This window comes from Mesorhizobium sp. YM1C-6-2, from assembly GCF_003666685.1.
GTDB lineage: Bacteria > Pseudomonadota > Alphaproteobacteria > Rhizobiales > Rhizobiaceae > Mesorhizobium_K.
This window is the reverse complement of record NZ_RCIZ01000002.1, coordinates 563,052-584,381: the sequence shown is the minus strand read 5'-3', so window position 1 is coordinate 584,381 and position 21,330 is coordinate 563,052. Positions and strand designations below refer to the sequence as shown.

At 64.1% G+C, this 21,330-nt stretch carries 19 protein-coding genes; 15 read left to right on the top strand and 4 right to left on the bottom strand.

Going from position 1 to position 21,330, the window contains the following annotated elements; genetic code table 11:
- Positions 1-141: 141 nt before the first annotated feature.
- Together D8676_RS07635 and D8676_RS27240 are read left to right on the top strand one after the other, a co-directional pair.
- Entirely contained in the window at positions 142-462 is a 321-nt protein-coding gene (locus D8676_RS07635) for an XRE family transcriptional regulator (RefSeq protein WP_245426662.1), read from the top strand.
- 113 nt (positions 463-575) lie between these two features.
- A complete protein-coding gene (locus D8676_RS27240; protein ID WP_183097022.1) occupies positions 576-749 on the top strand; it encodes a hypothetical protein in 174 nt (57 codons plus the stop codon).
- A gap of 2 nt (positions 750-751) precedes the next feature.
- On the opposite strand, the gene D8676_RS07630 is transcribed toward D8676_RS27240, so the two are convergent.
- Entirely contained in the window at positions 752-1,597 is an 846-nt protein-coding gene (locus D8676_RS07630) for a LysR family transcriptional regulator (protein ID WP_183097021.1), read from the bottom strand.
- A 111-nt stretch (positions 1,598-1,708) separates the two neighbouring features.
- On the opposite strand from D8676_RS07630, the gene D8676_RS07625 reads away from it, so the two are divergent.
- The 6 genes from D8676_RS07625 (at position 1,709) to D8676_RS07600 (ending at position 9,025) form a co-directional block, all read left to right on the top strand.
- On the top strand, positions 1,709-2,356 hold the full coding sequence (locus tag D8676_RS07625; protein ID WP_121580234.1) for a 5-formyltetrahydrofolate cyclo-ligase: 648 nt from the start codon (positions 1,709-1,711) through the stop codon (positions 2,354-2,356).
- A gap of 105 nt (positions 2,357-2,461) precedes the next feature.
- The gene (gene ctaD / locus D8676_RS07620) at positions 2,462-4,054 is read left to right on the top strand and encodes a cytochrome c oxidase subunit I (protein WP_121580233.1); all 1,593 of its coding nucleotides are present in this window, start codon (positions 2,462-2,464) and stop codon (positions 4,052-4,054) included.
- Positions 4,055-4,066: 12 nt separating this feature from the next.
- Positions 4,067-4,699: a Tim44/TimA family putative adaptor protein gene (locus D8676_RS07615; RefSeq protein ID WP_121580232.1), complete on the top strand. Its 633-nt coding sequence runs from the start codon at positions 4,067-4,069 to the stop codon at positions 4,697-4,699.
- Positions 4,700-5,201: 502 nt separating this feature from the next.
- Positions 5,202-6,455: a D-amino acid dehydrogenase gene (locus D8676_RS07610; RefSeq protein ID WP_121580231.1), complete on the top strand. Its 1,254-nt coding sequence runs from the start codon at positions 5,202-5,204 to the stop codon at positions 6,453-6,455.
- Positions 6,452-7,618 (top strand): alanine racemase, encoded by a 1,167-nt coding sequence (gene alr / locus D8676_RS07605; protein WP_121580230.1) that lies wholly within the window; start codon positions 6,452-6,454, stop codon positions 7,616-7,618. The genes D8676_RS07610 and alr overlap by 4 nt, the downstream gene beginning before the upstream one ends.
- Positions 7,619-7,759: 141 nt before the next feature.
- Positions 7,760-9,025 carry a Glu/Leu/Phe/Val dehydrogenase gene (locus D8676_RS07600; RefSeq protein WP_121580229.1) on the top strand — a complete coding sequence of 422 codons (1,266 nt, stop codon included), beginning with the start codon at positions 7,760-7,762 and terminating at the stop codon, positions 9,023-9,025.
- 106 nt (positions 9,026-9,131) lie between these two features.
- Here the strand turns inward: D8676_RS07600 and D8676_RS07595 are convergent, their stop codons facing one another.
- From D8676_RS07595 to D8676_RS07585, 3 genes are all read right to left on the bottom strand, one after another.
- Positions 9,132-10,829 carry an alpha/beta-hydrolase family protein gene (locus tag D8676_RS07595; RefSeq protein WP_121580228.1) on the bottom strand — a complete coding sequence of 566 codons (1,698 nt, stop codon included), beginning with the start codon at positions 10,827-10,829 and terminating at the stop codon, positions 9,132-9,134.
- A 123-nt stretch (positions 10,830-10,952) separates the two neighbouring features.
- On the bottom strand, positions 10,953-11,276 hold the full coding sequence (locus D8676_RS07590; RefSeq protein WP_121580227.1) for a hypothetical protein: 324 nt from the start codon (positions 11,274-11,276) through the stop codon (positions 10,953-10,955).
- A gap of 143 nt (positions 11,277-11,419) precedes the next feature.
- A complete protein-coding gene (locus D8676_RS07585; RefSeq protein WP_121580226.1) occupies positions 11,420-12,454 on the bottom strand; it encodes an AI-2E family transporter in 1,035 nt (344 codons plus the stop codon).
- A gap of 213 nt (positions 12,455-12,667) precedes the next feature.
- Here D8676_RS07585 and glsA point away from each other — a divergent pair, with 213 nt between their 5' ends.
- The 7 genes from glsA (at position 12,668) to D8676_RS07550 (ending at position 21,329) form a co-directional block, all read left to right on the top strand.
- Positions 12,668-13,663: a glutaminase A gene (gene glsA, locus D8676_RS07580; RefSeq protein WP_121580225.1), complete on the top strand. Its 996-nt coding sequence runs from the start codon at positions 12,668-12,670 to the stop codon at positions 13,661-13,663.
- A 54-nt stretch (positions 13,664-13,717) separates the two neighbouring features.
- Entirely contained in the window at positions 13,718-15,355 is a 1,638-nt protein-coding gene (locus D8676_RS07575) for an MFS transporter (protein WP_183097020.1), read from the top strand.
- A gap of 57 nt (positions 15,356-15,412) precedes the next feature.
- A complete protein-coding gene (locus D8676_RS07570; RefSeq protein WP_121580224.1) occupies positions 15,413-15,985 on the top strand; it encodes an HdeD family acid-resistance protein in 573 nt (190 codons plus the stop codon).
- A gap of 57 nt (positions 15,986-16,042) precedes the next feature.
- Positions 16,043-17,488: an amidohydrolase family protein gene (locus D8676_RS07565; protein WP_121580223.1), complete on the top strand. Its 1,446-nt coding sequence runs from the start codon at positions 16,043-16,045 to the stop codon at positions 17,486-17,488.
- 265 nt (positions 17,489-17,753) lie between these two features.
- A complete protein-coding gene (locus D8676_RS07560) occupies positions 17,754-18,989 on the top strand; it encodes a 3-methyl-2-oxobutanoate dehydrogenase (2-methylpropanoyl-transferring) subunit alpha (RefSeq protein WP_121580222.1) in 1,236 nt (411 codons plus the stop codon).
- Positions 18,990-18,992: 3 nt separating this feature from the next.
- Complete coding sequence (locus tag D8676_RS07555; protein ID WP_121580221.1) at positions 18,993-20,006, top strand: alpha-ketoacid dehydrogenase subunit beta; 1,014 nt, start codon at positions 18,993-18,995, stop codon at positions 20,004-20,006.
- Positions 20,007-21,329 (top strand): dihydrolipoamide acetyltransferase family protein, encoded by a 1,323-nt coding sequence (locus D8676_RS07550; protein ID WP_121580220.1) that lies wholly within the window; start codon positions 20,007-20,009, stop codon positions 21,327-21,329. It begins immediately after the preceding gene.
- The last annotated feature ends 1 nt before the right edge of the window (position 21,330 follow it).

The following is a 21,330-nucleotide window of genomic DNA, read 5'->3' as shown; positions in this document are numbered from 1 at the left end:
GACAAACGAATGATATTGCTGGCTGAGCACAAAAATTTTGTACTCAATCAGGTTGGAATGATCTCTCCCGTGGTGCTGCCAAAAGGTCGCCGGCCCACCGCTTGCCAGAAACGATTCCGGGCGGCATCCTGACTGGATACCGTGAAGGAGACAGTTTCGATCGTGGTTACAGGTGCTCAGTGCCGGGCTGCGCGCGCCCTGGTGGAATGGACGCGCGAAACGCTGGCCCGGAAGGCCGATGTCGACGCCGCCGTCATCGAGGCATTCGAACGCAAGCTCGCTGAACCGACCGGCGACGACCGACAGAAGATCGAGCGGGCGCTGGAGGCAGGCGGTGCGCTGTTCATCGCTGAGAACGGCGGAGGCGTTGGCGTCCGGCTCAAATTCAGCCGGGCGGATGTCCGCCGGATCGCCACTCTCGAGGGAGAAGGCGGAACCGTCGCCATGGACGACGTGCCTTGAGATCGAGGCCGGCCCGATCGCGGCGAAGGACAGAAAGCGCCACAGATCCCATCTCGGCCGATTCTGCCAGCCAGGTGAGCTGGGACGATCTTTCCGAGCCGGAACGGACTGCGTTGAAGCGCATGAACCGTGGACCGTATCCCGCGCTCGCGGAAGCCGTGGGTTTGCGGTTGATCGAGCTGGGGCTTGCGGTAACGAGATCGGGCGAAATCGGCATCAGCCGACAGGGCCGCGAACTGGTCATCACCACTTTGCTGAACGCCCGCCAGGATGACGCGGCCGGCTAGGCCTATCCAGCCACCACGACCTCCTTCAGGCCGCGCAAGGCTTCCTGCAGATCGCCGCGCGCCTCTGCGGATTCGGGATAGACGGCATAGGCCGGATAGGTGAATTCCGGCGCTCCTTCGACGAGCTCCAGCTCCCCGGCCTCGATATGGGGCGCCGCCACCCCTCTTCGGAAATAGCCCATGCCGCCGGACCTCAATATGTAGCTGAGGCCGAGGGGACCGAGCCCGACCATCAGTCCAGGCTCGCCGAATGCAGCCTGGCCAAAACCCCCTTGTGCTGCGAACAAAGGACCCCAATCGACATGGACGTAGTCCAGCGGTTCGTCCCCGTTCCGGGCCGGGGTCCTGACCAGCACGAGTTGCTCTTCTTCGATCAGCTCGACCTTGAAGCCGGGCAGAAGCTTGGGCGCGTAAAGCACCGCGACGTCGAGCACGCCCGTACGCAACTGCTCCAGCAACTGGTCGGGCACGCCGACATGGGCATGAATGGCGATCTTCGGCTGTTCCCGCTTCATCCAGACCAGCCAGTCGAGCAGCAGCGGGTTCCAAAGGCTGAGCTCGCCTCCCAGCGCCACGACGCTACTGCGCCCCGGCGGAATGGTGAGCTGCTGACGGGCGCGCTCCCATATCTGGACGAAGGATTGAGCGAAGCGCTCGAACTCCCGGCCGGCCGGCGTCAGCGTGGCGCCGTTGCGGTTGCGCACGAAGAGTTGTCGGCCGAGCCCCTCCTCCAGCGTTCGGATGCGCGCGCTTACCGTGGTCTGAGTGACATGGAGGCGATCGGCAGCCTTGAGAAAGCTGCCTGTATGCACGATCTCCAGAAACGTGCGAGCCCGGTCAATGTCCATTTGCTGCATCTCGCTTAGTGCAAATTATTTGCACTCATACAGCATTTAATTCCGTTTGCCTTCTTCTTTCAGCGCCGCCACGCTCAGATCCAGCACTCAGCGGGACTGACCATGGCGGACGAAGCCATCATAGCCAAACACACGGCGCCACCTTCCTTCATGCACGAATTGGCGTCCGACAGTCGTGATGCGCAGACCCCGCCGGATGCCTGGAGCGAGGTCTCGAAGTGGAGGAGGGCCGAGCGCGAGCGTCTCATCAATGAGCGCCTCGCGCTCGCGCCGGAGGAGCGGCAGATCCGCTCCGGACGCATCGCCAGCATGCTCGATCTGACGATCGGCAAGTTCAGCGGGCGGATCGTGGGAACCTACTGGCCGTTCCGAGGCGAGCCCGACCTGCGCAACTGGGGGATCAGGGTCATCGAGCGCGGCGGACGCATCGCGCTGCCCGTCGTCATCCGCAAGGGCTGGCCCCTCGAATACCGGATATGGACGCCCGGCGATCCGCTGGAACGCGGTGTCTGGAACATCCTCGTGCCGTCGCGCGGCCCCGCGGTCCAGCCCGACGTCATGATCGCGCCGGTGGTCGGCTTCGACGAGGCGCACTATCGGCTGGGCTATGGCGGCGGCTTCTTCGACCGCACGCTCGCGGCCATGCCCAGGAAGCCGCTGACGATCGGCGTCGGCTACGCACAGACTCGCATACCGACCATTTACCCCCAGTCCCACGACATTCCCATGGATGTGGTCGTCACGGACTGATCGAGAAGATGCAGGCAAGGCCTGGTTCCCAGTTGTGACGACGGTCTGAGACGCCGTCCCGTTCCGAAACCGCCAAGCCTGCCATGAGACGAAAGGCAGGACGCGATGTCGGAAGCAACCGCAACAGAAAATGCCAGGCCACCCTTCGTCAGGCGCTGGCTGTTCTCCACCAACCACAAGGACATCGGGACGCTCTACCTGATCCTGTCCATGCTGTCCGGCATACTCGGCACAGGCCTGTCGGTCGCCCTGCGCATGGAACTCCAGGAACCCGGCCTGCAGATATTCGCCGATCCCAATCTCTACAACGTCGTGGTCAGCGCCCACGGACTGGTGATGATCTTCTTCGTCATCATGCCGGCGCTGATCGGCGGCTTCGGCAACTGGTTCGTACCGATCATGATCGGCGCTCCGGACATGGCGTTCCCGCGCATGAACAACATCTCGTTCTGGCTGCTGGTCGCCTCGCTCGTCCTCTTCCTGGTGTCGATGTTCGTTCCCGGCGCCTCGGGATCGCCGGGCCACGGCGGAGGCTGGACGCTGTATCCGCCCTACTCGACCGACGGTCAGCCGGGCCCGGCAGTCGATCTCGTCATCCTGTCGATCCATCTGTCCGGCGCATCGTCGATCCTCGGCGCGATCAACTTCATCACCACCATCTTCAACATGCGTGCGCCCGGCATGACCATGCACAAGATGCCGCTTTTCGCCTGGTCAATGCTGGTGACCGCCTTCATGCTGCTCCTGGCACTGCCGGTGCTGGCCGGCGCCATCACCATGCTGCTCACCGACCGCAATTTCGGCACGACCTTCTTCGCGCCGGCGGGCGGCGGCGACCCGATCCTCTACCAGCACCTGTTCTGGTTCTTCGGTCATCCCGAAGTCTACATCATGATCCTGCCGGGCTTCGGCATCATCAGCCACGTCATCTCGACCTTCGCCAAAAAGTCGATCTTCGGCTATCTCGGCATGGTCTATGCGATGGTGGCGATCGGAGCGATCGGCTTCGTGGTGTGGGCGCACCATATGTTCACGGTCGGCCTGTCGGTCGATTCCCAGCGTTACTTTGCCTTCGCATCCATGGTCATCGCAGTGCCCACCGGCGTGAAGGTCTTCTCGTGGCTGGCGACCATGTGGGGCGGCTCGATCACGTTCAAGACGCCGATGCTATGGGCGACAGGGTTCGTGCTGCTCTTCACCATCGGCGGCGTAACCGGAGTCGTGCTCGCCAATCCGGGCGTCGACCGCGTGCTGCACGACACCTACTACGTGGTTGCACATTTCCACTATGTGCTGTCGCTCGGAGCCGCCTTCGCCATCTTCGCCGCCTTCTACTACTGGTTCCCGAAGATGACCGGCTACATGATGAGCGAGACGCTCGGCCGCATCCACTTCTGGCTGACCTTCATCGGCGTCAACCTGGTCTTCTTCCCGCAGCATTTCCTCGGGCTTGCCGGCATGCCCCGCCGCTATGCCGATTATCCCGACGCCTTCGCCGGTTGGAACTTCGTTTCATCCGTCGGCTCCTACATCTCGGCGGCGGGGCTTCTCGTCTTCTTCGTCGCGGTGATCGAGGCCTTCGCGCGCAAGCGCCAGGCGTCTGCCAACCCATGGGGCGAAGGAGCCACGACGCTCGAATGGACGCTGTCGTCTCCGCCGCCGTTCCATCAGTTCAGTTCCCTGCCTCGGATCCAATGAGGAGGAGTTGCCATGAACGAAGCCGCCGACGTTGCGAACAACATCCCCGCCGTCGTCCTGCTTTCCCTATGGTGGGCATTCCTGTCGACGCTGGACCTCCTGTTCACGCCAGCCGAGTCCGAGAAGCCGGACCGGGCGCCGGCAAAACCTCCCGACGACGACGCGGCGGATCCACGCGAGGCGGAGCTTCGCAAGCTCGACCCAACGTTCGACAGGGAAACTTTCCTCAGCGGCGCCAAGCGGGCCTACGAGACGGTGCTTAACGCCTACGCGCTCGGCGACCTGAAGACGCTCCGGTCGCTGTTGTCTGCCGAAGTGCTCAAGGCATTCGCCGATGCCTGCGCCTTGCGCCAGGAAAGGCAGGAGACGCTGGAACTGACTTTCATCGGCCTCGAGACGGCCAGCATCACGGACATCGAAAGCACCGCCGACGCGATCGAGATCACCGTGCTGTTCCGCGCGCTGATCGTCAGCGCCGAGCGGTCGGCCACGGGCGACATCATCGGCGGCAACCCGGCGGCCGTCACCCTATCGGCCGATCTCTGGACATTTTCCCGGCCCGTGCCCGCGATCGGCAACGCGTGGATCGTCGTTGCGACCGACGAAGGAGAAACTGCCGACGCGGCTGAGCCTCCTAACCAGTGAGTCTCAAACACAACGTGTCGGTATTCCTGCGACAACCACGATCTTGCTTGCAACGCCGATAAAGCTATATATGCACCGTTCAGGTTCTCCCGCGTGGGCCCGTAGCACATTGCCAATGCGCTTTCTCAATTTCAGCCCTGCAAGGAGCCGCGTCCGGTTTTTGAACCACGCGGGCAGCCTCATCGCATGCATCTAGCCCTGGCGCGGCCGCAAGGCCGTCGACCGGGGGCCGGAAATCCAAGCCAGACACACAATCGGTTCTGATTTCCGGGTCCCGGCCACCGCAGGCCCGGTGGAGATGTATGATGAGAACAGACTTTCCGGGCCGCGGCATGGCGGCATGCGACTTCCATCTTTGCAAAGAAACATCGAAGGCGGCGAAGCCGCATCCTTCCTTCAGCCGGCTGCTTCGCCAGGCGCTCGCCGTTGATTTCGCACGTGCACGCAACGTCCGGACCGGACGGCGCGGCCAGCCTATTTCTCTGGCAGAAGGATGCTCCAAATGAGAGTCGTTGTTCTCGGCGGAGGCGTCATCGGCGTGACATCGGCCTGGTATCTCGCCAAGGCCGGACATGAGGTCATCGTCCTCGACCGGCAGGACGGCCCCGCCCTCGAGACGAGCTTCGCCAATGCCGGCGAAATCTCACCCGGCTATTCGTCGCCCTGGGCCGGCCCCGGCGTACCGGTCAAGGCCGTGAAATGGCTGCTGATGAAGCACGGTCCGCTGGCGATCCGCCCGCACCTGGACCCCGCCATGTGGTCGTGGGTGCTTCGCATGCTGCGCAACTGCACCTCGGCCCGCTATGCCATCAACAAGGCGCGCATGGTGCCTATCGCCGAATACAGCCGCGACTGCCTGCGCGAATTGCGCACGGAAACCGGCATCGCCTATGACGAGCGCAGCCAGGGCACCCTCCAGCTCTTCCGTACGCAGAAGCAGCTCGACGGCATCGGCGGCGACGTGGAGGTCCTGAAGCAGTTCGACGTCCCCTTCGAGGTGCTCGATCGGCAGGGATGTGCAGCCGCGGAGCCGGCGCTCGCGCGCGTCAGCGAAAAATTCGTCGGCGGCCTGCGTCTGCCGGGCGACGAAACCGGTGACTGCCACATCTTCACGAACCGGCTGGCGGAGCTTGCTTCAGCGTCCGTCGACTTCCGCTACGGCGTCACCGTACAGGAAATCCTTCGCGACGGCCGCCGCGTCACCGGCGTGCGCGCCGACGGCAAGACCGTTCAGGCCGATGCGGTCGTCGTTGCGCTGGGCAGCTATTCGCCGCATCTCTTGCGCCCGTTCGGCATCGGGCTGCCCGTCTATCCCGTGAAGGGATACTCGCTGACGGTTCCGATCGCCGATCCAGCCGGAGCGCCCGTCTCAACCGTCATGGACGAGACCTACAAGATCGCGATCACCCGGCTGGGCGATCGGATCCGGGTCGGCGGGACGGCCGAGATCGCCGGATACGACCTCTCGCTGAGGCCGTCGCGGCGCGACGCCCTCGAGCACTCGGTCACCGATCTTTTCGGCCAGGGCGGCCGAGTCGCCGAGGCAACGTTCTGGTGCGGGCTGAGGCCGATGACACCGGACGGCCCGCCGGTCATCGGATCCGCTGGCATCGACGGTCTCTACCTCAACACCGGCCACGGCACGCTCGGCTGGACCATGGCCTGCGGCTCGGGCCGCGTATTGGCCGACATGGTGAGTGGCAGAACGCCGGAGATCGACGTTTCCGGCCTGGACCTCGGGCGGTATCGGGCATGACTGTTTCGCTGGAACGGGCCGGCGCCGTCCTTACCGTCGACCTCGGCGCCATCGTTTCGAACTGGCGCCTGCTGCGTGCGAAACTCGGCAACACAGCCTGCGCCGCAGTCGTCAAGGCCGACGCCTATGGTCTGGGCGCCGCTGAGGTTGCGGGCGTCCTGGCCGAGGCCGGCGTACGCAGCTTCTTCGTCGCCCATCCGGGAGAAGGCATTGCGCTGCGCGGGGCTCTAGGGGGCGACGCCCGCATCTTCGTCCTCAACGGCACGCCCGCGGGCACCGAAGTGGATTTCGCCGCCGCCGATCTCGTCCCGGTGATCAACTCGCTGGCCGAGTTGTCGGCCTGGCGGAAACATGCGGCGGCAGCAGGCCGTCCGATCGACGTCGCGCTGCAACTGGACAGCGGCATGTCGAGGCTCGGTCTGCCATCACGCGACGTCGCCGCGATCGCAGACGACTGGACGCGCCTCGAAGGCCTGCGGATCAAGCTGGTCATGAGCCATCTCGCCTGTGCCGACGAGCCGCGGCATCCAGCAAACGAGGCGCAGTTGCGCGAGTTCAACAGACTTCGTGCGATGCTGCCGCCAGCCCCGGCTTCGCTCGCGAACTCCTCGGGAATATTCCTCGGCAGGTCCTTCCATTTCGACCTCGCCCGTCCGGGTGCGGCCCTCTACGGCATCAACCCGACACCTTCGGCGGAAAATCCCATGCGGCCCGTGGTGCGTCTTTCCGCCCGGGTGATCCAGATTCGGGACGTGCCGACCGGCACGGGCATAGGCTACGGCCATGCTGCCTCTGCCGGCCGCGCGTCGCGGCTGGCGACGATTTCAATCGGCTATGCCGACGGGTGGCCCCGCAATGCACCGGCTCACGCCTTCTTCCGGGGCAGCCGGCTGCCCTTCGCCGGCCGCGTATCGATGGACAGCATCGTGCTGGATCTGACCGATTGCGCCATTCAGCCCCGCGAAGGGGAGCTTGTCGATCTGATCTGCGAGGAGCAGAGCATCGACGACGTCGCAGAGGCCGCCGGGACCATCGGCTATGAGATCCTGACCCGCCTGGGCCGCCGTTTCCACAGGCGTTATGTCCATGCGGAGCCGGTGATCGAGCAGCCGGACCGAGCTCCTCCCTATGACCGCATGATGCCGACAGTCGCCATCCAATAGGCTGGCGACCCCCGAATCCGGGTAAAATCGCGAGGATTCTTAAAAACCTGCCGCCAAAATAGGTCAGGGACACTGTCCCGACTTGCGATGTTCCCCTCCGTCTTTTATGCAGATGGTATCAATCCAACCTGCAGGAGCCAGATGGTGGAAGACAGTCTTCTCGATCACGCGCTCGTCCGTCTGGACGAGGCAGCCACGCACATCAGCATCGACCCGGACGTGATCGAGAAACTGAAATACGCCCGCGAGACGACCAAAGTGCGTCTTCTGATCCGCATGGACGACGGATCGCGCAAGTCCTTCCTCGCCTGGCGCTGCCGCTATGACGACACGCGCGGCCCGACCAAGGGCGGCATCCGCTACCATCCCGAGGCCACAGCGGACGAGGTGGAGACGCTTGCCTTCTGGATGACGTTCAAATGCGCCGTGATGAACCTGCCCTATGGCGGCGGCAAGGGCGCCGTGCAGGTCGATCCGCGCAAACTGTCGAAGGCGGAACTGGAGCGGCTGTCGAGGGCCTATATCCAGGCGTTCGCCCGCATCATAGGGCCCGACCGCGACATCCCCGCGCCGGACGTCTACACCAACTCGATGATCATGGGCTGGATGGCCGATGAATATGCCCAGATCGTCGGGCAGGCCGAACCGGCCGTCATCACCGGCAAGCCGATCGCGCTCGGCGGTTCGCTGGGGCGCGGCGACGCTACGGCGCGCGGCGGCTACTATCTGGTCCGCCATCTCGCCGACGACCTCGGCCTCGGCCAGACGATGCGCGTCGCCGTCCAGGGCTTCGGCAATGCCGGCCAGCACATTGCCCGCCTGCTCGCCGCCGACGGCCACAAGATCGTCGCGGTGTCGGACTCGGAAGGCGCGGTGCGCTCCGATGCGGGCCTTCATGTGGACATGCTGATCGACGCGAAGGGCCATGGCCGCTCCGTCTCCAGCACGGTCGGTCAGGGCGGACACGAAGCCATGTCTCCGGCAGATCTCGTCAGTGTCGACTGCGACCTGCTGGTGCCGGCAGCGCTGGAAAACATGATCGACGCGAAGAACGCCGGCTCGGTCAAGGCGAAGCTGGTGCTGGAACTGGCGAACGGACCGGTGACGCCGGAGGCGGACGACATCCTTGCCAAGAACGGCGCCGTGGTCCTGCCCGACATTCTGGCGAACGCCGGCGGCGTCACCGTCTCCTATTTCGAGTGGGTGCAGAACCGGCAGGGCTTCTACTGGACCGAGGAAGAAATCCATCATCGGCTGCGCTCCATCATGGAACGCGAAGGCCGCGCGATCTGGAGCGTCTCGCGCGAGAAGGAAGTCACCATGCGCACGGCGGCCTATGTCCACGCGCTCGGCCGCCTCGCCGAGGCGATCGAGGCGCACGGCACACAAAGCTTCTTCACGAGCTGACGAGACGCCAGCCAACTGGAGGCAGACCCCATGCCTGCCTCCCTCTCTACCGACAGACCACAGCGCTCAAAAAGCGCGCCGGCTGATCGGCGTTGCCGGGATGCTCTCAGCCGCCGCGGTTTTCGTAAGCTTCTACGGCAGAACCGGCGGCTGCCCGCTGCTGATCCGCAAGGCTTTGCTTCAGCCGTGCGACCTGCTCGGCTGACCAGCCGCGGACGTCGGCAACGGCGACCCATGCTTCGATATAGTGCTCGCTCGCATAGACGTGCCCATAGCCGATCGGAGTGGACGTCGAGACCGCCATGTCGAAGGCAAGTTGAAGCATGCTGACGACCGGGTACCACCGCAATTGCGAGGATACGTCCGGTCCGCGCGGCATCGTCATCCAGGCCGGCTCGCGATAGACGTCGCGGATGTCGAAGAAGGTCACCGCGTCGCTGGCATACTGCAGATAGACGATGCGCATCGCCCCCCAAGGGGTATCCGCCGGCACCGTCGCGCCATCCTGATTCATGAAACGGACGTGTGACCCGTCGCCGAATTGCGGGAGCCATGCCGGCGAGCCGCTGTTTCTGTCGTCGACGATCGAGCGCCAGAGAGTACTTTCGAAAGGCGGACCGCTCCACAAGGCGCCGTTGATGGGATCGCCCAGCATCCTGAGAAACTGGACCGACTTCTCGGAGTTCATCGAACCCAGACTCAATCCATGCAGGAAGAGCCTCGGACGCTGGTCCCTCGGAAGCGTCGTCCAGTAGCTGTAGACAGCGTCAAAAAGCGCGCGTGCGGCATCCTCTCCGTATTCCGGCTGAACCATCAACGAAAGCGGGCTGGAGAGGTAGGAGTATTGCAGGGCGACGCTCGCGATATCACCGTCCTCCAGATATTCGATGCTGTCCATCGCCGCCGGATCGACCCAGCCCGTGCCGGTCGGCGTGATGACGACGAGCACGGAGCGGTCGAAGCCGCCGACGCGCTTCAGTTCTTCCAGCGCAAGACTTGCACGCTCTTCCACGGTCTCGGCCGCCCGAAGCCCGACATAGACCCGGAGCGGCTCAAGCGCGTTCCTGCCGGTGAAGGCGCCTATTTCGGCCGACGTCGGTCCGGAGGTCACGAACTCTCGTCCGGCGCGGCCCACCTCCGTCCATTTGACGAGGGATGCCGCGCTCCCGGTCTTGAGCGGATCGTCGGGCTGGGCGAACTGCGGCTCGATCAGCGCATCCAGTTCCCTGAAGGAGGAATCGAGGACATGGAACGCGAAGCGGAACAGCACGCCGTTCGCTATCCCCCAGAACAGAACGACGGCAACCGAGAAGCCGAGCACTTTGGATATACGCGGCGGCACGACGCGGCCGGCGCTTCCGGAGATCAGGCGGAAGACTAGGACGAAAAGGCGCGCCACGGCGATCAGCAGCACGAAAGTCGCAGCGGCTATCGCCCATACTTCAAATGGATGCCCGGTCGACAAGGGCTCCATCTTCATCAGCACCCGGATGGAGTTCTGCCATTCAGCGGCCTGCCACAGCGCAACGGACATTCCGACGGCGCAGACGACGGTGGCCACCATCCGGAAAACGCGCAGGGACCGATCCGGAATTCCCGGCAACTCCATGTAGAACCAGAGCCACCGCCAACCGACGCCGATGCCGTAGCCGGCAGCAAAGCAGATACCCGCCAGCGCGCCCTGCATCACATAGGTGCGGGGCACGAGGGATGGGGTCAACGACCCCACGAAGAACAGCGTCCCAAGCAGCAGCCCTGCGACCGAGAGGGAGTTCCAGAATCGGGCCAGCCCGCGACGCATCATGTCAAAGCGTTTCCATCAGACGATTTCCGCCAAGGCGCAACGAAACACACCGGACCTCGTGCACGAATCGGCGTAGCGCTCGCGCCCTGGCCCGATGCGCGGGTGGCGGGCACCTCAGACTGTTCAAGTTGCTGCACGTTTCCGGAGCAGACCGACGACGGTTACGAAGAGAGCACCGCCGAGCAGTCCGGCAACCCCTACTCCGGCCAGCAGCTCGGGCGACAGACCGCCTCCCGGAAGTCCCGGATCGAGATCTTCGACGAACTGTTCCACCCCCGGCGTCCGGGCGGCCAGCCAGGTCAGGACAACGCCGCCCAGCGCACCGACCGCCGCGTTTTTCCACGGTCCCAGCGACAAAGGGGGGATGATGTTGCCGATAAACACCGCGCTGGCTGCGCCCGTGACGATCTCGATGATGATCGGGACCAGAAATTCCGCAGTCAGCATGGTTCACCCAATCAGGCGGTTCGCATTCGGGGAACGCCGTCCAAAGCGATCATAGCCGGGAGGCTGCAATGCCGGAGGAGAACGCTGCCACGAACCGGGATGATGCACCATGACTTCCCGGAAAGCGAGACTTCTCCCTGGCGTCATTCGCGTCCCGGCTCCAGTGCGTTGCCGTTCCGATTGACCTCGTTGCCGGACAGCAGCACCGCGATCCAACGGCTCGATGGTTCCTGTGCGCAATAGGCGATGACGGCGATAAGGATGGGAACTCCGACGAACGCCCCCGGCACTCCCCACATGAAGCTCCAGAAAAACACCGCGAACACGACGGCGAAAGGCGAGATCGCCAGCGAGGCGCCGGTGAGCAAGGGTTCCAGATAGCTGCCGATGATGAACTGAATGAGGCTGAGACAGCCGAACACGACGACCGCCATCTGCCAGGATTCGAACTGCGCGATCGCAAACAGCGTCGGAAACACGGTGGCGAGGAACGGGCCGAGGAAGGGTATGTAGTTCAACGCGAAGGCAATCGCCCCCCACGCAGCAGCCAGCTCGAGCCCGGCCGCAAGCGCGAATATCCAGACCACAAGGCCGGTGAGGACGCTGGCGGCGGTGCGCACCATCATGAAGCGGCGCAGCTTGCGTCCGATCTCGCGGTTGGCCGACAGGATCTTCTCGCCTATCGGCTGTGCGAGCGGCGCCCGCAGACGCCTGTTGAAATCATCGACTTCGAGCAGACCCAGCATGACGTAGACGAAAACGAGAACGGCGGAGCCCGTCATGCTGTTCATCCGCAGCAGCGCGCTCTGCACCAGACCGACCAGCCAGGTCACATTGAACCGATCCGCGATCGGACCGGCTATCGCGATGCCGTTTTCTTCCAGCCACAAGGTCCAGTCGAGATAGATCGCCTGGAAACGCGCGGCATTCAGGAAAAGCCACTGACCGAGCCTCCCGAACCCCCATACGATCGACGAGGTGATCGCGACGATCACGATGACGATGAGCCCGAGCGTGATCAGCAGGGCGAGCAGCTTCGGCAGCCGGCGCTGCAGCGCATTCTGCACCGGCCATGCGATCGCGATCAGGAAAAACGCAAAGAACAACGGCATGAAGACCGAGCTGGCGAAATGGAGCAAGGCCAGGACCAACGGTACGATCACCAGGTAGATTCGCATCGCACCGTCTTCCTCTTGCGCCGTCGCGGGGTTCGGCGTCACCAGTATATTCGACCGGCGCCTGCTTCGCCCTAACGAGCGCTCCGAGCCGTCCCGGACAAGCCGATACTTTCACACGCGTTGTAATGTTCCATCGGTTTACAACCCCTGACGGGTATGACAACTTGTTGCTGGACCTATTTCAGTATTATTTTATTGATCAAGAGGCGGTCCATGCCAGCGTCGCTGACAGATCAGGATCCTTTCTATATATCGACCGGTCACCTCCCGCCTGCCGAACGGGTACAAAGTCTGGTCGACGAATCTTATCGGCGCTTCAAATCCAACCGGGACGGCAAAAACTCGCAGGTCTATCCCGCGCTTGCCCGTGTTCCCGAGGACATGTTCGGCATATGCGTGGTCGGGACCAGCGGTGAAATTTACGCGGTCGGGGATTCCGACCACGAATTCTCCATCATGAGCGTCTCGAAGCCGTTCCTGTTCGCGTTGATCTGCGAGCAGATCGGCCCGAAGGAGGCGCATGCGAAGATCGGTGCGAACAGCACCGGCTTCCCCTTCAATTCGCTGGCTGGCGTGGAGTTCAGCCCCGATGGGCGCACCAATCCGATGGTCAATGCCGGCGCCATTGCGACGACAAGCCTGGTGCCCGGGGAGACAAAAGAAGCCAAATGGACCTTCATCCAGGAAGGATTGTCGCGGCTGGCGGGGCGCGAACTCCTGGTGAACAATGAAGTCTACGCGTCAGCATCGGAAACCAACTTCCGGAACCGCTCCATTGCCCGCATGCTGCAGAGCCTGGACCGGATCTATTGCGACCCGGTCGAGGCGACTGATCTCTACACCAAGCAGTGCTCGCTGAACGTCAGCGCCAGGGACCTCGCGGTTATGGGCGCAACGCTTGCCGACGGCGGAGTCAATCCGGTGACGAAGGAGCGCGTGGTCGATCCGGCAGTGTGCCACTACGCGCTGGCGGTGATGGCCACCGCGGGCCTCTACGAGACATCGGGCGACTGGCTCTATGAGATAGGCCTGCCAGGCAAGAGCGGCATCGGCGGCGGCATCGTGACCGTCTCGCCCGGCAAGGGCGGGCTGGGCACGTTCGCGCCCCTCCTCGACGGCGCCGGAAACAGCGTGAAGGGACAGCTCGTCGCAAAGTTCCTGTCACAAGGACTTGGACTGGACCTGTTCGTTTCGAAACCGGAAGTCTGAGCGAGATTTCGAGCCGTACAGGTATCGCGCCCCGAGCGCATTGGAGGGACCTACATGAGCACGATTGCCGTTGAACGCACCGACGCCGAGGCCCGCGACTCGTGGGTGCCAATGATCGCGATCGCGCTTGGACAGATGATCATGTCCTTCAACGTCGCGTCGCTGCCGGTCGCACTCGGCGGAATGGTGGAAAGTTTCGGCGTCCCGCCCACCACGGTCGCAACAGGCATCGTGGCCTATTCCATGCTGGTGGCGGGCTTCGTGATGCTTGGCGCCAAACTCGTCCAGCGCTACGGCGCGGCGCGCGTTTTCCGCGCCGCCGTCATCGTGTTCTGCGCATCGCAGGTGTTGATGACGTTCAGCCCGACCGCCGTCGCCATGATCAGCGCCCAGGCGCTCTGTGGCGCCGCCGGCGCGGTCATCGTACCGGCGCTGGTGGCGCTGATTGCCGAGAACTACAGAGGCCGCCAGCAGGCGACGGCGATCGGCGCGCTGGGTTCGGCTCGTGCGGCCGCCGGCGTGCTCGCCTTCGTGGTCGGTGGCATCCTCGGAACCTATATCGGTTGGCGACCCGCCTTCGGCATCCTGATCGCCGTCTCGGCTATCGTCTTCCTGCTGAGCTTCCGTCTCAAGTCGATACCGGGAAGCGCTGACGTGAGCATCGACTTGGTGGGCGTCGTCCTGGCGGCCGGTTCAATCATCCTGATCAGCTTCGGCTTCAACAATCTGAACGGCTGGGGGCTGATGCTGGCCGGCCCGAATGCGCCTTTCAACCTGCTCGGCCTATCCCCTGCTCCGATCCTGATCGTGCTCGGCATCGGGCTCGGCCAGGCCTTCCTGTCGTGGACGCACCGACGCGCAAGCGGCGGAAAGACCCCGCTCCTGGCCATCGAGGTCATCGACTCTCCGCAGGAGCGCGCCGCCGTCTACGCCATGTTTGCCGTTGTCGCGCTCGAGGCGGCGCTCAATTTCACGGTGCCGCTCTACATCCAGATCGTCCAGGGCCGTTCGCCACTGGCGACAGCAGTCGCCATGATGCCGTTCAACCTCACGGTATTCTTCGCGGCAATGCTGATAGTGAGGGTCTACGACCGCCTGACGCCCAGGCAGATCGGCCGCTACGGCTTCATTCTTTGCACCCTGGCGCTGTTGTGGCTGGCCTTCGTCGTACGCAACGACTGGAGCGAGATTCCCGTCCTCGCCGGGCTGATCCTGTTCGGCATCGGCCAGGGCGCGCTGGTCACGCTGCTGTTCAACGTGCTGGTCACGGCCTCGCCGAAGGAGCTTGCCGGCGACGTCGGTTCCTTGCGAGGCACGACCAACAATCTCGCGGCGGCCGTCGGCACCGCCGTTGCGGGCGCACTTCTCGTCGGCCTGCTGAGCGCAGCCGTGATGAGCCGTATCGCGGCCAATCCCCTGCTGCCCAAGGAGATCCAGTCGCAGGTCGACCTGGACAGCACCACCTTCGTCAGCAACGACCGGCTGGAAACCATCTTGGCCGGCACAGACGCATCGCCCGAACAGGTAACGGAAGCCATGCGCGTCAACACCGAGGCACGGCTGCGCGCGCTGAAGATCGGGCTCCTGATCATGGCGGCACTGGCGTTCCTGGCGATCGTTCCGGCCGGGCGGCTGCCGGACTACAAACCCGGCCAGATTCCCGCAGGCGGACAGGATCCAGGCAAAAAGTAGCCACCCGGCCGACGGGCCACGACCTCATCCCATCCGCAAGCCAAGACGGAGCATTGCATGTCCATCTCACTTGAAGCCGCCTCACAGGTCATGCGCGAGGCGATGCGCCAGACGGTCAAGCGTCATTCGCTCTGGTACTTGTTCCAGGGCGGGTTGATGATACTGGCAGGAATCCTGGCTCTGCTTTTCCCGGTCGCGTCGTCGATCGCGGCGGTCGTTTTCCTGGGCTGGCTCCTGATCGCATGCGGCCTGTTCCAGGCGCTGGGACTGATCGGCGCAGGGGGCGCACCGCATTTTTGGCTGCAGTTGCTGTCAGTCGTCCTGTTCCTGCTGATCGGTGCGCTTTTCCTGCGCAATCCCGGCGAGAGCCTGCTGACGCTCACCCTGCTCCTGATCGTGCTGTTCATGGTCGAGGGCATGTCGAAGATCGTCCTCGCCCTCACCATTAGGCCGTTTCCAAACTGGGTCTGGGTTCTGCTCAGCGGGATCGTCGGCATCGTGCTGGCGCTGGTGCTTTGGGCCAGCATGCCGGTGGCTTCCGCGTGGCTTCTGGGCGCGCTCCTCGGCATCGAGTTGATCAGCGAAGGGGCCGCCCTTGGCTGGCTGGCCTGGATCGCACGCAGGACGTGAGCCCTGCGCAGCCGCTCCAACTCCCTAGTGAAACCGACCAGCCGATAGGAAAAGCGAATGCTTCGATTGGGCCAGAAATACCAGCATCTCGTGCACGGCGCCGGCTGCGGATGCCATAGCCCGGTTCTCCAGCAGGCCTCGCGGCGGCTACAGGTTGAATTCTCGCGCAGGAACTTCCTTACAGGCATGGGGGCGGCGGCGCTGGCTGGCATGATGCCAAGGCCCGGCTTTGCCCAGACGGGCGGGAACGGTTCCAAGTTCCTCTTCACCCGTGCCCGGCTGTTCGACGGCACATCGGATACGCTCAAGACAAACGTCCAGGTGCTTGTCGAGGGGAACAGGATCGCATCGATCGACACGGCGAACAACGCTCCGCCCGGCGACGCGACTGTCATCGACTGCAACGATCGCGTGCTGATGCCGGGCCTGATCGATGCGCATTGGCATGTGGTGTTTGCCGCCGTGCCGCTGCCGGTTCTCATGGCGGGCGATCCCGGGATCATCTTCGCTACGTCGACCGCGGAAGCCGAGCGCACGCTTATGCGCGGTTTCACCACCGTGCGCGACCTCGGCGGCCCGGCTTTCTCGTTCAAGCAGGCGGTCGACACCGGCATAATACCCGGTCCGCGCATCTTCCCTTCGGGAGCGATGATCACTACTTCCGGCGGACACGGCGATCTCCGCATGCCGTTCGAGATTCCACGCGATGGCGACAAGCTCAGCCTCGGCGAACGCATGGGCGGCGCGGCCATCGTCGACGATATCGGCAGCCTGCAGATGCGCGTGCGGGAGCAGCTTCTGCAAGGCGCCTCCCAGATCAAGGTGATGGCGGGCGGAGGCGTGTCGTCGCCGCGCAGCCCGCTCGACATGACCACCTTCAGCGAAGACGAGTTGCGCGCGGCGGTGAACGTCGCCAAGGACTGGAATACCTATGTCACGGTCCATGCCTATGCCTCCAACACGGTCCAGCGGGCGCTGGCGGCCGGGGTGACCTGTGTCGAACACGCGCATCTGATGGATGAAGAAACGGCAAGGATGATCGCCGACAAGGACGTCTGGCTCAGCATGCAGCCTTTCCTGACGATGGCGGACGCCGCCTCGCAGACCGGACCGGGCGTCGAACGGGTACAGCAGCTTTTTGCCGGAACCCCGAGAGTCTACGAATTCGTCAAGAAGTACGGCATCAAGACCGCCTGGGGCTCGGACGTCCTGTTCTCACCGGAACTCACGCCGCGCCAGAATATCATGCTCACCCATCTCAGCAACTGGTACACGAATGCCGAGATCCTGCGCATGGCCACGTCGGTCAACGCAGACCTGCTCGCCCTTTCCAATCTTCGTACTCCGTATCCCGGCAAGATAGGCGTCATCGAGCGCGACGCGTTCGCAGACATTCTGGTGATGAACGGCAATCCCCTCGACGACATCCGCCTGATCGAGGATCCGGAAAAGAACCTGGCAGTCATCATGAAGGACGGCAGGGTCCACAAGAACACCTTGTGAGCCATGGCCGCCCCGAGGCCGGCAGACCCCGGGGGCACCGGGTCAGCCGGCCGATCGCACGGCAGGCAGGCCGGCGCCCTCCCCGCCCGGCCTGCGTCAGAGCCAGACCGCAACGGTCGCCGGAGCCCTTTCCGGATAGATGACCACCTTCTTCGTGCTCGTATCATGGCGTTCGCATCAAGGCGCTCGCCACCGGGGGCGGCGAGCCCCATATTGATCTGGAGGCGACAAGACTCTCGTCGGCCAACCGCGAGGAGGAATGCAGATGGCAGGAGGCGATGGTGTGCTCAAATTCCATGTGCCCGAACCGGAGGTCAGACCCGGCGGCACGCCTGATTTCTCCAACGTTCCCATCCCCAAGGCCGGCTCGGTCCCCCGCCCTCCCGTAGACGTCGATCCCAGGCAGATTCGCGATCTCGCCTACTCCATCATCCGTGTGCTTAACCGGGACGGCGAGGCGGTCGGCGAGTGGGCGGGCACCCTGACCGACGAAGAACTCGCGGAAGGCCTGAAGCACATGATGACGCTTCGCGCCTTCGACACGCGCATGCTGACGGCGCAGCGGCAGGGCAAGACCTCCTTCTACATGCAGCATATGGGCGAGGAAGCCGTCAGTTGCGCCTTCCGGCGCGCGCTGGCTCCGGGCGACATGAATTTTCCGACCTATCGCCAGGCCGGGCTGTTGATCGCCGGCGGCTATCCGATGGTCGACATGATGAACCAGATCTATTCCAACGAGGCCGATCCGCTGAAGGGCCGCCAATTGCCGGTGATGTACGCCTCGAAGGAACACGGTTTCTTCTCGATTTCAGGCAATCTGACGACGCAGTTCCCCCAGGCCGTCGGCTGGGCGATGGCGTCGGCGATCAAGAACGACACAAGGATTGCCGTGGGCTGGGTCGGCGACGGGGCGACGGCCGAGAGCGATTTTCATGCCGCGCTTGTCTTTGCCTCGACCTACCGCGCGCCTGTCATTCTCAACATCGTCAACAACCAGTGGGCCATCTCGACCTTCCAGGGCATCGCCCGCGGCGGTTCAGGAACCTTCGCGGCGCGGGGCCTGGGCTTTGGCATTCCCGCGTTGCGGGTGGACGGCAACGACTACCTCGCGGTACACGCCGTCGCCAAATGGGCGGTGGAGCGCGCGCGGCGCAATCTCGGGCCGACGCTGGTCGAATACGTCACCTACCGCGTCGGAGCGCATTCGACCTCGGACGACCCCTCCGCCTACAGGCCGAAGACCGAATCCGACGCATGGCCGCTCGGCGACCCCGTCATCCGGCTGAAGAACCATCTCATCGCGCGCGGACTGTGGAGCGAAGAACGGCACAAGCAGGCCGAGGCCGAGGTGCTCGACACCGTGATTGCGGCGCAGAAGGAAGCCGAGAAGCACGGCACGCTGCATTCGGGCGGCAAGCCCTCGACGCGCGACATGTTCGAGGGCGTCTACGAGACCATGCCGCCTCACCTCAGGCGCCAGCGTCAGCAGGCGGGGGTATAGCCAATGTCGCGGATGACCATGATCGAGGCGATCCGCAGCGCGATGGATGTATCCATGGCGCGCGACGACAACGTCGTCGTCTTCGGCGAGGATGTCGGCTATTTCGGCGGCGTGTTCCGCTGCACGCAGGGACTGCAGCAGAAGTATGGGAAAAGCCGCTGCTTCGACACGCCGATCAGCGAACTGGGAATCGTCGGCGCGGCGATCGGGATGGCGGCCTATGGCCTGCGTCCCTGCGTGGAAGTGCAATTCGCCGACTACGTTTATCCGGCCTACGACCAGATCGTCTCTGAAGCCGCCCGGCTGAGATACCGCTCCAACGGCGAGTTCACCTGCCCGATCGTCGTGCGCATGCCGACCGGCGGCGGCATCTTCGGCGGCCAGACGCACAGCCAGAGCCCGGAAGCGCTATTTACCCATGTTTCCGGGCTGAAGGTGGTGGTGCCTTCGAACCCGGTCGACGCGAAGGGCCTCCTGATATCGTCCATCGAGGACCCGGACCCCGTGATCTTCCTTGAACCGAAACGGCTCTACAACGGCCCGTTCGACGGCCACCATGATCGGCCCGTGACGCCATGGTCGAAACACGAACTCGGCGACGTTCCGGACGGTCATTTCAACATCGCCCTCGGCAAGGCTGCCATCCGGCGCGAAGGCGGGGACGTGACCGTGCTGGCCTACGGCACGATGGTCTATGTGGCCCAGGCGGCCTGCGAGGAAAAGGGCATCGACGCCGAAGTGATCGACCTGCGCACGCTGCTTCCGCTCGACCTCGAAACGATCGTCGCCTCGGTGAAGAAGACCGGCCGCTGCGTCATCGTCCACGAGGCGACGCTGACATCCGGTTTCGGCGCCGAACTGGCGGCTCTGGTGCAGGAGCACTGCTTCTATCACCTGCAGGCTCCGATTGCCCGCGTGACCGGCTGGGACACACCCTATCCGCATGCGCAGGAATGGGACTATTTCCCCGGCCCGGCGCGCGTCGGACGGGCGCTGCAGGACGTCATGGAGGGTTGAATGGCGGAGCATGTCATTAAGCTTCCCGATGTCGGCGAAGGCGTCGCCGAGGCCGAACTCGTCGAATGGCACGTGAAGGTCGGCGACCTGGTCCGCGAAGACGCAGTCCTTGCCGCCGTGATGACCGACAAGGCGACGGTGGAAATCCCCTCGCCGGTCGATGGCGAGATCGTCTGGCTGGGCGCCGAAATCGGCGACACTGTAGCCGTTGGCGCGCCGCTCGTCCGGCTCAGCATCGCCGGCGAGGATGCCTCCGGCGTGAAAGCCGGAACGGACGCGAGCGGCAAGACGGGAGAGGACGAAGGCGAAACGACCCCCGCGAACGCAGAAATTGCGCCCTCCCCAGCAAAGCCCGTAGAGCAAGCACCTGCGGCGAAAGCCAAGGCTCAGCCTGAGCCTGCACGGAACAAGCCGCCGGTGCAGGAAAGACCGGGATCGGCCAGGGTCGGCGCAGAGCGGCCGATCGCAGCGCCGGCGGTAAGGCTCAGGGCCCGCGAGGCGGGCGTCGACCTGCGGCAGGTTTCCGGCAACGGGCCGGCCGGACGCATCACCCATGAAGACCTCGACGCCTTCCTTGCGGCCGGGCGCCAGCCTGCCGGCGCGCCGGGGCTGGCCCGAGACAACTCGGTCACCGACATCAAGCTGACGGGCCTGAGGCGGCGCATTGCCGAAAAGACCAGCCTCTCCAAATCACGTATTCCCCACATCACCTATGTCGAAGAGGTGGATGTCGGCGAGGTGGAGGAGTTGCGCGCCGCGCTCAACAAGGGGAAGCGCTCCGACCAGCCCAAGCTGACGCTGCTGCCCTTCCTGATGCGCGCTATGGTGAAGGCGATCGCCGAGCAGCCCACGATCAATGCGCTGTTCGACGACGAAGCGGGAGTGATCCATCAATATGGCGGCGTCCATATCGGCATCGCGACGCAGACGCCGTCGGGGCTCGTCGTGCCGGTGGTGCGCCACGCGGAGGCGCGCGACGTCTGGGCCTGCGGAGCGGAACTCAACCGCCTGGCGGAGGCGGCCCGCGCCGGCACCGCGACACGCGAGGAACTCACCGGCTCGACCATCACGATCACCTCGCTGGGGGCGATGGGCGGCATCGTGACGACGCCTGTGATCAACCATCCGGAGGTGGCGATCGTGGGCGTCAACAAGATCATGGTCAGGCCGGTGTGGGACGGCGGACAGTTCATCCCGCGCAAGATGATGAACCTGTCGTCCAGCTTCGACCATCGCATCGTCGACGGCTGGGATGCGGCCGTGTTCGTCCAGCGCGTGAAGGCGCTGCTCGAAACACCGGCGATGATCTTCGTGGAGGGATGAG